Consider the following 12,438-nt stretch of genomic DNA (forward strand, 5'->3'; position numbering starts at 1 on the left):
GTCCATGGCACCGATGGCAGACAGCGCGAACGGTTACCTGTGGCAGGACGGCACCCTGCGGTCATGGCTGCTGACGACCGACCATAAACGGATCGCACTTCTTTACATGGCGTCCATCACCGCGTTTTTCATACTCGGCGGCGTAGGGGCGGCCCTGATCCGGTTACAACTGCTCGTGCCTGCCGGGGCCATCCTGTCCGATGAGACCTACAGCCGCATGTTCACCCTGCATGGCGTTGTCATGGTCTGGCTGTTTCTGGTGCCTTCCATTCCCGTCACGCTGGGCAATTTCCTCGTGCCGCTGATGCTGGGCGCGCGGGATCTGGCCTTTCCAAGGCTGAACCTGCTGAGCTGGTACCTGTTCGTCATGGCCGGGATGCTGGTGGTTTACGGGCTGTTCCGGGGCGGACTGGAAACGGGGTGGACGTTCTATACGCCGCTATCGACCTATTATACGCAGGGCCATGTGCTGCCGGTGGTGGCGGGGGTGTTCCTCAGCGGTTTTTCCTCCATCGCGACGGGTGTGAATTTCATCATAAGCATCCATCAACTGCGTGCGCCGGGCATGACGTGGTACCGTCTGCCGCTGATGCTATGGGCGCTGTATGCCACCAGTGTCATTTTCGTGCTGGCGACGCCGGTACTCAGCATTACGCTGGTGCTGCTGGCGTTCGAGCATTTTTTCCATGTGGGCGTGTTCGATCCCGCGCTGGGGGGGGACCCGCTGCTGTTCCAGCACCTGTTCTGGTTCTACTCCCATCCGGCGGTCTACATCATGATCCTGCCCGGTATGGGGGTGATAAGCGAGGTGGTCAGCACTTTCTGCCACAAGCCGGTCTTTGGTTACAGGTTCGTGGCCTGGTCTTCCATTTCCATTGCCTCGATCGGGTTTCTGGTCTGGGGGCACCATATGTTCGTGGCGGGCACATCGCTTTACGCCGCCGTGGTGTTTTCCATGCTGAGTTTCCTTGTATCGGTTCCCTCGGCCATCAAGGTTTTCAACTGGCTGGGGACGATGCATGGCGGGGCGATCAGGCTGGATGCCCCCATGCTGTACGCCATGGGCTTTATCGGCCTGTTTACGGTGGGGGGGCTGACCGGGCTGTTTCTGGCATCGCTGGCCAGTGACGTACACCTGACACAGACATATTTCGTGGTGGCCCATTTCCACTACATCATGGTGGGGGGCATGGTTTCGGCCTATTTTGCCGGACTGCATTACTGGTGGCCCAAGATAACGGGACGGATGTATCCCGAAATGTGGGGACGGACTGCGGCTGGGCTGCTGTTCTTCGGGTTCAACCTGACGTTCTTTCCGCAGTTCCTGCTTGGGTATGAGGGGATGCCACGGCGGTACGCAACCTATCCGGCGCAGTTTCAGGTGCTTAATGTACTGTCATCTGCGGGTGCCAGTATCCTTGCGCTGGCCTATATCCTGCCGCTGGTCTATTTCGCATGGTCATTGCTGCGTGGCGCGCGCGCGAGCGACAATCCGTGGCAGGCAACCGGACTGGAATGGCGCACATCCTCGCCCCCGCCCACGGAAAACTTTGCGCATGTCCCCGTCGTAAATCATGACGCATATGATTACGCCGCGCTGGATCAGGCGAACCGGGCCGCCAGTCAGGAGCCGCCCCATGCCTGACGACCTTGCCCCCTATGACACGCCGCAACACCGTGACGAAACGGCGGTGGCGGGAATGTGGCTGTTCCTTGCCAGTGAAGTCCTGCTGTTTGGGGGGCTGTTTCTGGTCGTTCTGGTCTATTCGCACACCCGTAGGGCGGGATGGATCATGGGTGTGCGGCATACCAACCTTATCATAGGCAGCATCAACACGCTGCTGCTGCTGACCGGCAGCGCCATGTACACTCTTGCGGTCGTAGCCGCGCGGGCGGGACGCGCGCGCCGCATCATTGCCCCCGCACTGGGGGCCGCCGGGCTGGGGGTCGCCTTTCTTGGGCTGAAAATCTGGGAATGGCATCTCGAATTTAGCGAACACCTGTTTCCCGGTGCGGGTTTTTCCATTTCGGGGCCGGATGCGGGTGGCGCGCAATTGTTCTACAGCTTCTATTTCCTGTCCACCGCGCTGCATGGGTTGCACATGCTGGTGGGGATTGGACTGATCCTGTGGGTCTGTTACCGCACGGCCCGGCGCAGGGGGCAGCCCGTACCCGTCATACCGGTGGAGGTGGTTGGACTGTACTGGAGCTTTGTAGATCTGGTCTGGATACTGCTGTTTCCCGTCCTCTATCTGGTCGGGCGGGTGTGATGGTTCGCGTTATGGCCTGCTGGGGCGCGCTCATGGCGCTTTTCATGGGAGAGCTGGCTATCGCCACGACCGGTTTCGGGCCGGGCATATGTGCAGTGGCGGTGCTGATGGGGCTGGTTATCGTCTTCGGCTTCATGCGTATTACGCTGGCGCCCCCACTGGCTGCGATTTTTGCACTGGGCAGCCTGTTCTGGCTGGCGATACTGCTGTCCCTTGGCAGTCTGGACAGTTTTACCAGAACAAATTTTTCCGTGGGTGATACACTTTCGTCGCGCACCCAGAATGCCGTGACCGCACGGGACAGGACGCCGTGATGCAGGATCGTGCGGACGACACCCTGAAGCGCGACCGGAACACCGGCGCGGGCCGTTTCAAAATCAGCCCAACGCATCGGCTTCCGGACGGGCAGATAAAATCTGTCCACCAGTATGAAGCAGCACCATTTTCGCATCCCGCCGGAAACGGGCAGGGACACAGGCCGCCCCGCAGCGGGGCAGGGCGGCTTCGACGTATCAAGCGATCAGGCCGTAATCAGCGGATGACCCCACAGACGACACGGTCGCCCGCGCCACCAATCGGCTGCGTCCTGTAATCGTCGGGGTTGGCGTGAATGACCAGCGCCGCGCCATCGGCATCCAGCAGGGCAGGGCGGCCATCCTTGCCATTAAGCGAAACCAGCGTGGAATAGAGCTCCACCGTCGCCGTCCCGTCCTGATTGACAAAAAGGTTGGGCAGGTCGCCCGCATCATTGGCGTTGGGGTTCAGCAGGCCATGCACGACCGGCGTGGTTGCATGCACATGCGCACCGGCGCTGGTGAATTTCGGCGGGCCGCAATCGCCTTTCTCATGGAAATGGATGCCGTGCCAGCCCGGGGTCAGCCCCTTGGCCATGATGCGCAGGATAACGCCCTTGGGTGCTTCCGCGATGTTGGCTGTCCCCCGGTCGGTTCCGTCCGTTCCGACCAGATGGGCCGTTGCCGTATCGGCGGCATGGGCCATTGCAGGTAGAACGGCCAGACCGATGGCAAGGGCGGCAGATAGTTTAAGGCGGGAGACAGGCATAAGGCATTTCCTTTTCCGGTTCAGGGTGCATCGGGAAAGCGGCGCACCATGCCTGCAAACGCCTGGAATGCTGGCACGATGCACCGCGTGATGCCCCCGTATGATGGCAGCTTGCCGTAATTACGAGTGCGTCGCAATTACCGAAGAAGTGAGTGCCGCGTCCCGTGCATCACAGTGTAAGAAAAGCGTGCTGCCTGCGGTGAAACTCCTGTCCCGTACCGTCCGTTGCACGGGCATCCTTTATGGAGAAGCGCCATGCTCAGGATGCAGGTAAAAGATAACCCGGATATCCCCGTGCCGTCTGATGCGCCATCATCCGTGCCGCCGACACCGATATCCGATCCCGGCCCGGACCCCGACGAGGACCCCGATGACGACCCGCTGGGCGATCCCGACAGTCCGGACCCCGACTGGGATGAGGATGAACCGATAGATCCCGACAAGGACGGCCTGATAGACCCGCTGGAACCCGATGAGGAGGATGAAGGGCCGGTTTCAGACTGGTAAGGGCGTCCGGGACAGCAGATAACAGCATGGAATAACGGACACCCGCCGCCGGCGCGATGGGGGAGACATGCTGGCTGGGATTTTCCTCTGGCAGCGACAGGAATGTGAAAATTGATCCCAGAACTGTCCTGTGGTTCCGCTTCGTTGTGAACGTCTTGTCGCAGCGGCATGGTGCCGCGACAGTGTGACCAGCACCAACCGGATGGGTGCCGCAGCGTGTGGATTATATGGGGAATGGGGCGCGGGTACAAGCCAAAAACACTGTACGGATTTTGCACAGATCATGGCGGTAAACCATGAACGATAGCGGACGATAGTGAACTTTCCCGTTTCGGGAATTATCACACACAACGCTGGTTTTTGGCGGAATACCCGGAGCCGAGTGGTGGGCGCAACAGGGATTGAACCTGTGACCCCTACCATGTCAAGATAGTGCTCTACCGCTGAGCTATGCGCCCAATCGGCTCCGGTGAGATGGCTTTTACTCACCATTTCAGGGGGATGCAACCCCCCTTTTGAAAAAAATCGCATTGACCCGAAAGCCGCCGCCTGTCCCTATGTCGGGATGTGTCATCATGCCTGCCTGTCCACGCGCATAACGCGGCCTGCCAGCCCGGCTGGGGCGCAGGATCTGCCGTGACGGCCCCTGTCGACCCGCCACTGCGCATCCTTGCGCCGCAGGGCAGGGCAGCCCCCGTCATCGTCGCGTCCCCACATTCGGGGCGTGATTACACGGCTGAATTCCTGCGCATGTCACGGCTGGATGCACATGCGCTGCGGCGCAGCGAGGACTGTTACGTGGAACGGTTGTGCGAAGGGTCGATGGGGCAGGGGGCGACCATGCTGCACGCCACGTTTCCGCGTGCCTATTGCGACGTCAACCGCGAAGCGTGGGAACTGGACCCCACCATGTTCCGCGATCCGCTGCCCCACTGGTGCAATACGACCAGCAGCAAGGTGCGCGCCGGATTTGGTACGATTGCCCGCATCGTCTCCCGCGACGGGCCGATCTATCCCCGTCCGTTACCGTTCAGCGAGGCTGAAACGCGCATCCGTACCTGCTGGCAACCCTATCATGATACGCTGTCGCGTCTGGTGCAGGCATGCCGGGACCAGCATGGCTGCTGCATCCTGCTTGATGCCCATTCCATGCCGACGCCGCAGGGGCGGGGCGAGATGCCTGATTTCGTGCTGGGCAATGCCTGGGGCACGTCCTGCACGGCGGAACTGACGGCGCTGGTGGAAGATGTGCTGAGCGGGCATGGTTACACGGTAGCCCGCAACGTGCCGTTTGCCGGTGGCTATGTGACCCGTCATTATGGTCGGCCACGTCGGGGCGTGCAGGCCCTGCAGCTTGAAATCAGCCGTGGCCTGTACATGGATCAGGATTCGCTGGAACCCCATGCGGGCTTCGTATCGCTACAGGCCGTGCTGACCGACCTGTTCGCCGCCATTGCGCAATACGGCGACCTGCTGGCCCGGCAGGTGGCGGCGGAATAGGAACGGGCCGGAACCGTGACCGGCCCGATCATGGCTTACGCCGTTTTCGGGGGGACGCTGCCCTGCGGGGTCTGGGCGTTGACGGCTTCTGGCAGCAGGTGGGCCAGAACCGGCAGGATGGTTGCGGCGGGCAGGCCGGTCTTGTCCACCATGGCCTGTACCTGCTGGTTGTTCAGCAGCGTGCGCAGTTCATCGGTGGAAATGGGCAGGTTGTGGCCATCGCCAACCCATGAACGGACCTTGTCGCCCAGTCCGGCCTGTTCCGCCTGTGCCAGCATGGTATTGAGGGTATCGGGCGTAAGCAACTGCGACAGATAGGAATGAACCTGCTGCGACAGGCCGGTGGCACCCGCCAGTTCGCTCAGCTTGCCCATCACGTCGTTGAAGATACCGCTCATGCTGCTTCCTTCCGGTCTGTTATGTCGTGGCTGTGATTATACGACACGACATACAGTTATAGGACTTATCTATAAAAAAGGATAAAAAAAAGCGGTGCATGCGCACCGCTGAGTTTAGGGAGGAAACGTCCAAGAAGCAGTTGCACAAGGCAGGTCTGCTTCCCACCCTTATGATTGACCTCACGGGGTTGTGTCAACAAAAAAAGCGGCGCGGTTATTTATGACGTGCCTGATACATATGCCATGACAGCAGGGTCTTGGCGTCCGTCATGCCGATACGGGGCAGGTCAGCCAAGTTGACGACGTGCAGGCGGATATATTCGTGCTCGCAGGCAAGGCCGGTCTGGCGTTCGGCAAGGCTGCGGGCCAGCGCCTCCCCTATATGCAGTTCGGTATAATACAGGCCGATGGCTTCGTCACAGCCGCCGGGGGAAAGCCAGACATCCGTCAGTCTGATCAGGTCCTTTTCCCGCACGCGCAGATCCGCGCCCACTTCTTCCGACAGTTCACGCAGCGCGGTACTGACAAATGCGCCACCATCCAGCATGCCCGCGGGCAGGGCCAGAAGGTCGGGCCGGGCGATGGGTACGCGTGCTTCGCGTGTCAGGATGGTGCGATCGGGATGGCCGGGGCATTTCAGCACGATCAGCACGGAGACGGAATCACCACGCAGCAGGGCGAGGCCGGGGACAGGCTCGCCATGATGCAGGGCATCGGCCTGCACCAGAATAAAGCCCATGCGGGTCGTGCTGAAGGCCACCGCATCGCGCACCAGCACATGGCGCAGGGTGAAGCGGGCGCGCATGCCGTCATACCAGCGGCGGAAATGCGGGGCTGTCAGCACGCGCGCCTGCAATGCCGCGTCGATGCCGGGGGCAAAGGAAATATCGGTTAACGGGTCCATGCGGTTCCTGCCTTGCCTGCCTGCCAGTTCGCCCTGTTGTTCATGCGGCATCCGGGGCGGCCATAAATAACGGGCGATCCTCTCCATCCCTTGTGCGGCCATGCGCCGGTTTAATCAACCGCGTGGCGGGGGCTGGTCACATGGGAAAGCTGCCCCCGCGATCATCGCGGCCAGACGCATGACAGGACTGAAAAGTCGCTGCAACGTCATGGGCATCGCCACACCCACGGGTCATTTCATGGCATGGATTGCCGCTTTGCCCGATGCGCGGCTGACACGCCGTCAATGCGTGAGCGTAGTCCAGAAACAGTCATCGCGTTTTTCTCGAACGCAGACAGGACGGCAGCATTGCTGTTCATGGGCAGGGGAGCAGGTCCAAAGGATTAATGGCAATACGTGTCCGTCATGGCGGGGGAATTATCTGTGCAACATCTATACACCGCATCCCTGCGGCATGGGCGGCATCCAGACCGGATTGCGTATCTTCAAAAACAAAACAGCGTGTCGGCGCTGTATTGAGGAGCTGCGCTGCCTTCAGAAATAGATCCGGCGCAGGCTTGGGGTGAGCAACATCCTCGATCGTGACGATCCTGTCGAAAAGATCGAACAGGTGTGTCGCCTTCAGGCAGGCCTCGACAATGGGCCGGGCACCGCCGGATGCGACCGCCAGTTGGCGGGTTCCGTGGTTTGATCGCGCGATCTGGGCCACGGTCGCGATTTCCTTAAGGTCGGCAATGTTGGTGAAAAATTCCCGGCGCATAACTTCGATGGCTCTGGCGCGGCTGGGGATGTGAACTTTGAAATCCCCTTCAAACGCGTCCATCAGAACATGATCGGACATGCCCGCGCGGGCCATGAACCATTCCCGCGGCATCTGTTTCCCGGTTTCCTGAAACCCTTTGGTCCATGCCAGCGCATAAATGGGCGGTGTATTCAAAAGGGTGCCGTCACAGTCAAAAATCAGCGTATCGATGTCCGAAAGATCAATCATGGCCGTAATCCTGCCCTCAGCGATTGCATGATTTATACGGCGGGATTCATGGGGCCGACATCACGTTCCGGGCATTTCGCGCTGCCTCCGAACCGGCTGTCCCGATTACCGAAGGCACCCCATGCGGGTTCCGGTCATTGAAAAGCCAATCAAGCTGTCAGAAGCCGTTCCATACGCTTTGGGGCACAGGAAACAGTCCCGACATATCTGACGTTAACGGGGTGGTGCGTATCCGTATTTTTCGGCTTGCCTCCTCTTTTTCGGATCAAAATCATGTCGGAGCCTGTTCTTGTTACCGGCGCGGGGCCTGTCGGGCTGACCATGGCCATTGCACTGGCCCGGTATGGCGTGCCTGTCCGGGTTATAGACCGGCTGCCGACACGGACCACCCGGTCCCGCGCGCTGGCCATCTGGCCCCGAACCCTCGAACTGCTTGACGCGGCGGGCTGCGCGGATGCTTTCGTGGCTGCGGGACTGCATGCGCACGCTGTCAGCCTGCATACTGGCAATACGACACTCGCCCGGATTCCGTTCGGGACGATTGCCTCATCCTTCAATTACCTGTTGATGATTCCGCAGTCTGAAACCGAGCGGTTGCTGGAAGAACATCTCGGCACTTTTGGCGTCACGGTCGAACGCGCAACGGAACTGACCGATTTCGTGGACCGGGGAGCACGTGTTACCTGCACGCTTACGCATGCACAGGGCGGGATTGAAGTGCTGGAGGCAGCGTGGCTCATCGGCTGCGACGGGGCGCATTCTTTTGTGCGCGGCAGGCTTGGCCTTGTATTTGAAGGCGACACCCTGCCTACGGGTTTTGTCATCGCGGATGCCCATGTAGCCGGGTCTGCGATCCCGCCTGACGAGCCGGCGATTTTCTGGCACTCCGACGGGGCTGTCATGTTCTTTCCGATTTCGCATGACCGTTCCCGTATCATAGCCGATTCAGGTCCGGTTCCGTTGCATAGGCCCGATCTTGAGGAAATGCAGGCCATTGTTGACCGGCGGGGACCGGACGGGACCATCCTGTCAGATCCGGTGTGGCTGTCGGATTTCAGGGTTAATGAACGCATGGTCCGGGATTACCGCAGGGGCCGCGTGTTTTTGGCGGGTGACGCAGCCCATGTCCATAGTCCCGCCGGTGGTCAGGGCATGAATACGGGCATGCAGGATGCCTTCAATCTTGGCTGGAAGCTGGCGCTTGTCGAGCAGCGGCTGGCGCGGCGATCCCTGCTGGACAGCTACAGTATCGAACGCAGCGGCGTTGCACGGCAGATCCTGTCGGATTCCGGTCGCATGACCCATGTTGTTCTGCTCAGAGGTCATATGGCGCAGAAGATACGCAACTTTATTGTGAAACAGGGTTTCCGCATTCCGGCAATCCGTCGCGGCATGGCCAACAGGTTTGCCGGGATCACGACAGGGTATCCTGACAGCCCCCTCAACGCGGGGTCGTCGCGGGGACTGCATGGCCCCGAACCGGGACAGAGATGGGTTTTCGGACATGACGGCGCGGGGGGCGGTATTCCCCGCTTTGTGCTTGCATCCACGGATAATGCCGGAGCGCGGGCCATGATCGCGCGTCACTCATCCTTGCTGGCTCCCCGTGTGTGTCAGCCGCCGGATGAAAACGGTATCTGGCTCATACGTCCCGATGGCTACATCGCGGCGGTCGCCAGAAGCACGAACTGGACGATAATCGATATGGCCCTGACTGGCATAACCGCCGATTGAGGCAATCTCCCGATGAAGCCGGGCAGAAGCTGTCGCCTCATTTGCGATATTTTATGAGTAATGATTTTTTATACTGTTCTGACGATGCCCTTTGAAGACTGTTCCATGCTGGCCCCGACGCACGAAGTAATTTCATGGAACATGGTGTTGAACATCGCATATCATGTTTCCGTGCCGTGCTTTCTATTTTAGGCGCTATCGGAACAGAAAAGGATTGGGCCGTATTTTTGTGAAACAACGGCGCGTCAAAGGCATTTTACAAAATCCCGTCTGGTTCATGCGAAAGGGATTCATCACGAAAATGATAGCCCTGCGCGGAATGCCAGCATGTATTATTCCGCCCCTCACAAGGAGACACGGGCATGGTTTACAAGGCACTGGTGGCAGGGGCTAACGGCATTATCGGCAAGGCCCTGCTTGAAGTCATGGCCACGACACCCGACTGGGAAGGGCGGGGTCTCTCCCGTAGTCATGGGGATGTTCGCGCTGACCTGACCGATGCCGGACAGACGCGAAAGGCGCTGGAAGCCGCAGCGGACTGCACGCACCTGTTTTACGCAGCCTACGGCCCCGGTGGCGGACTGGCCGAGGAGGATGCGCGCAATTCGGTCATGCTGCGGAACCTGCTGGATGGGCTGAAGCATGCGGGCGCGTCGCTGAAGCGTGTTGTCCTCTATCAGGGCGCCAAGGTGTATGGCGTGCATCTCGGCCCGGTTGCAACGCCATTTTATGAAGACGAAAACCCGCGGCCGATCGGCCCAAACTTCTATTTCACCCAGCAGCGCGAATTGCAGGCACGCCATGAAGCCGGTGGCCCGCAATGGACAATCCTGCGCCCCGATGTGGTTGTGGGCGACGCTGCTGGCAACGCGATGAATATTGCTACTGTCATAGGGGCCTACGCTGCGATCTGCGCAGCGGATCAGGCGGCATTCCGGTTTCCGGGGTCATATCGGACATATGACGGGTGTCTGGCGCAGGTCACGGATGCCCATGCGCTGGCGCGGGCAAGCCTGTGGGCGGCAACGTCCGATGCGGCGGCTGGTCAGGCGTTCAACTATGTGCATCCGCCTTTCCGGTGGCGTCGCATATGGGAACGTCTGGCCCGGCATTTCGGCCTTGAGGTGGGCGAGCCTATCCCGTTCTCGCTGGCCGGACACATGCCCGCACTGACCCCGATATGGGATCGGATCGGCAGGGATCTGGTGCAGCCCGATTTCGCCCGGGCCGTTGGCTGGGGATTTGGGGATTTCGTGTTCGGAACGGAAGCCGATGTCGTATCTGACATGACGAAAATCCGGCTGGCCGGATATACGCAGGATGCCGATCCGCTGGCGGTTCTGATCAGTGCGATTGAACGCCAGCAGCAACAGGGCGTGATCCCGCGCATCGGGGCGGGCTAGCGGCCTCTTTCACCACTCGCTCCATATCTCTGGGGTAGGGGGCTACGCCGTCGCGGCGATCCCCGGTCGCCCGCAGCGTGTCAGCTTTTGTCGTAGCGAACGGATGCCGTGCCCGGACTGCCCGAAACCTGCCTGTCCTGTGCCGCGCGGATGCGGGCCTGCCTGCGGTCCGGGTGGCCCCATGTGTTCATGATGATCACGCCCGTCATCACAACCGCACCACCCAGTAGCGTGCGCAGGCCGGGGATCTCACCGGTCAGGATAAAGGCCAGCACCATCGTCACGGGGGGCAGGGTATACAGCAGCGCCGAACCACGCGCCGCCCCCATATGGCCGATTACGAATGTCCACGCCCCGTACCCCAGCGCGGCAGGAAAAACCGCCAGTTCAACCACCGCCGCCGTGCAGGACCACGGGGCGTTCGGCAGGATGGAACATGCCCGGGGCAGCCAGGGCAGCAGCAGTATCGCCCCCGCGATCAGGATGTAGCATATGCCCGGCAGGCCGCCGTAACGCTGGATCACCTGCCGCAGCATGATGATGTAGATGGCCGAACACAGGGCCGCCCCAAGCACGAAGGTTGCCCCCGAACCGAACGCGATGCCACCGGCCTGCCCACCCGCGATCAGGATCACGCCGGAAAAGCTGAGCAGCGATCCAATCCAGCCCCAGCCATTCAGCCGTTCGCCCAGGACCGGCATGGCGATCAGCGCGGTCATCAGTGGCGCGGATGCGATCAGCAGGCTTGCCGCACCGGAGGAAACCGTGACTTCCCCCATGTTGAACAGCACATTGTACAGCGAGATGCCAATCCCCGCGCAGGCCAGAACACGCGGCACGTCGCGCAGCGCCGGGGGCGGGATGCGGTTATATGCCAGCCATGCCCCGGCCAGAAGGGCGGCGAGGGCATAACGTATGGCCGCAAGCGGTACCGGCGGCATGTCCCGCAACGCGATCCGCACGACAGGATAGGCACTGGACCAGGACAGGATGGCCGTCGCGGCGGCAAGGGGCAGCACGCGGGTTGCAAGCTTGTTCATGTCGTCCGCATAGCAGGATTCGAAACGGGACGATAATGGATTTGGCGTGTGGGCCACCACGCTGTCACCCCGGCCCCCGTGGCTGGCCTTATGCGGCAGGGGGCGCGGGCGGGGCTGAAATCTCGGCTACCTGCGCATTCACCACCTTTTGCGCGTCCGCCGGGGCAATGCAGACCACCAGTCCCTGATCGCCCGCGTTGATGTAGACCTGCGGCTGCGCCATGGCGTCGGCTGACAGGACGACGGGCATTTGCTGCGCCTGACCGAACGGGCTGGTGCCGCCGGAGCGGAAACCGGTCAGATCCGCTGACTTTTCGGGGTTCATCATCCGCGCGTTACGACCGCCAAACAGGGCCGCCACCTTCTTGAAATTCACCTTGTGATCCGCAGGCACCACAAGGCAGACGGGCGTGGTGCGATCGACTTCCACCACCAGTGTCTTGAGCACGCAGGCCGGGTCCACACCGATGGAGGACGCAGCCTGCATGCCGATCAGGCCGCCGCCCGGTGCGTATTCATAATCATGCACCGTGAATGCTACGCCGGTGGTGGACAGGAATTCGGTAGCCGAGGTCTGTTTCATGATGCCTCACGCGCGCTGGACGGGTCGCGGGCCATGCCCGCCATTT

The 12,438-nt window shown here is 60.9% G+C and carries 13 protein-coding genes and 1 tRNA gene; 7 read left to right on the plus strand and 7 right to left on the minus strand.

The annotated features are described in order from the left end of the window. Nucleotides 1-4 precede the first annotated feature (4 nt). From ACBR42_RS06805 to ACBR42_RS06815, 3 genes are read left to right on the plus strand one after another with little or no spacing between them, the layout of a single operon-like run. On the plus strand, nt 5-1,645 hold the full coding sequence (locus ACBR42_RS06805) for a cbb3-type cytochrome c oxidase subunit I (protein WP_371207559.1): 1,641 nt from the start codon (nt 5-7) through the stop codon (nt 1,643-1,645). Next, nucleotides 1,638-2,270, plus strand: a complete 633-nt coding sequence (locus ACBR42_RS06810) for a heme-copper oxidase subunit III (RefSeq protein ID WP_371207560.1) — start codon at nt 1,638-1,640, stop codon at nt 2,268-2,270. The genes ACBR42_RS06805 and ACBR42_RS06810 overlap by 8 nt, the downstream gene beginning before the upstream one ends. Further along, nucleotides 2,270-2,584, plus strand: a complete 315-nt coding sequence (locus ACBR42_RS06815) for a hypothetical protein (protein WP_257997547.1) — start codon at nt 2,270-2,272, stop codon at nt 2,582-2,584. Before ACBR42_RS06810 ends, ACBR42_RS06815 begins: the two co-directional genes overlap by 1 nt. Before the next feature lie 217 nt (nt 2,585-2,801). Here the strand turns inward: ACBR42_RS06815 and sodC are convergent, their stop codons facing one another. Then, the gene (gene sodC / locus ACBR42_RS06820) at nt 2,802-3,332 is read right to left on the minus strand and encodes a superoxide dismutase[Cu-Zn] (RefSeq protein ID WP_102323907.1); all 531 of its coding nucleotides are present in this window, start codon (nt 3,330-3,332) and stop codon (nt 2,802-2,804) included. Nucleotides 3,333-3,587: 255 nt separating this feature from the next. Between sodC and ACBR42_RS06825 the strand changes: the two genes are divergently transcribed. Further along, nucleotides 3,588-3,839: a hypothetical protein gene (locus ACBR42_RS06825; protein ID WP_371207561.1), complete on the plus strand. Its 252-nt coding sequence runs from the start codon at nt 3,588-3,590 to the stop codon at nt 3,837-3,839. A gap of 383 nt (nt 3,840-4,222) precedes the next feature. Here the strand turns inward: ACBR42_RS06825 and ACBR42_RS06830 are convergent. Beyond that, a tRNA-Val gene (locus ACBR42_RS06830) sits at nt 4,223-4,297 on the minus strand. Nucleotides 4,298-4,475: 178 nt separating this feature from the next. Between ACBR42_RS06830 and ACBR42_RS06835 the strand changes: the two genes are divergently transcribed. Beyond that, nucleotides 4,476-5,339: an N-formylglutamate amidohydrolase gene (locus tag ACBR42_RS06835; protein ID WP_371207562.1), complete on the plus strand. Its 864-nt coding sequence runs from the start codon at nt 4,476-4,478 to the stop codon at nt 5,337-5,339. A gap of 35 nt (nt 5,340-5,374) precedes the next feature. On the opposite strand, the gene ACBR42_RS06840 is transcribed toward ACBR42_RS06835, so the two are convergent. The 3 genes from ACBR42_RS06840 to ACBR42_RS06850 form a co-directional block, all read right to left on the minus strand. Then, complete coding sequence (locus ACBR42_RS06840) at nt 5,375-5,737, minus strand: YidB family protein (protein ID WP_102323837.1); 363 nt, start codon at nt 5,735-5,737, stop codon at nt 5,375-5,377. Between the two features lie 214 nt (nt 5,738-5,951). Next, nucleotides 5,952-6,641 carry an NUDIX domain-containing protein gene (locus tag ACBR42_RS06845; RefSeq protein ID WP_371207563.1) on the minus strand — a complete coding sequence of 230 codons (690 nt, stop codon included), beginning with the start codon at nt 6,639-6,641 and terminating at the stop codon, nt 5,952-5,954. A 403-nt stretch (nt 6,642-7,044) separates the two neighbouring features. After that, nucleotides 7,045-7,632, minus strand: a complete 588-nt coding sequence (locus ACBR42_RS06850) for an HAD family hydrolase (protein WP_371207564.1) — start codon at nt 7,630-7,632, stop codon at nt 7,045-7,047. 273 nt (nt 7,633-7,905) lie between these two features. On the opposite strand from ACBR42_RS06850, the gene ACBR42_RS06855 reads away from it, so the two are divergent. Together ACBR42_RS06855 and ACBR42_RS06860 are read left to right on the plus strand one after the other, a co-directional pair. Beyond that, nucleotides 7,906-9,366 carry an FAD-dependent monooxygenase gene (locus tag ACBR42_RS06855; protein WP_371207565.1) on the plus strand — a complete coding sequence of 487 codons (1,461 nt, stop codon included), beginning with the start codon at nt 7,906-7,908 and terminating at the stop codon, nt 9,364-9,366. Nucleotides 9,367-9,728: 362 nt separating this feature from the next. Beyond that, entirely contained in the window at nt 9,729-10,769 is a 1,041-nt protein-coding gene (locus tag ACBR42_RS06860) for an NAD-dependent epimerase/dehydratase family protein (RefSeq protein ID WP_371207566.1), read from the plus strand. Nucleotides 10,770-10,849: 80 nt separating this feature from the next. Here ACBR42_RS06860 and ACBR42_RS06865 read toward each other — a convergent pair whose 3' ends face one another. Beyond that, nucleotides 10,850-11,809: a DMT family transporter gene (locus ACBR42_RS06865; RefSeq protein WP_102323833.1), complete on the minus strand. Its 960-nt coding sequence runs from the start codon at nt 11,807-11,809 to the stop codon at nt 10,850-10,852. Between the two features lie 88 nt (nt 11,810-11,897). Further along, the gene (locus tag ACBR42_RS06870) at nt 11,898-12,395 is read right to left on the minus strand and encodes a YbaK/EbsC family protein (RefSeq protein ID WP_371207657.1); all 498 of its coding nucleotides are present in this window, start codon (nt 12,393-12,395) and stop codon (nt 11,898-11,900) included. Nucleotides 12,396-12,438: the final 43 nt, after the last annotated feature.

The organism is Komagataeibacter sp. SM21 (assembly GCF_041402665.1).
GTDB lineage: Bacteria > Pseudomonadota > Alphaproteobacteria > Acetobacterales > Acetobacteraceae > Komagataeibacter > Komagataeibacter saccharivorans.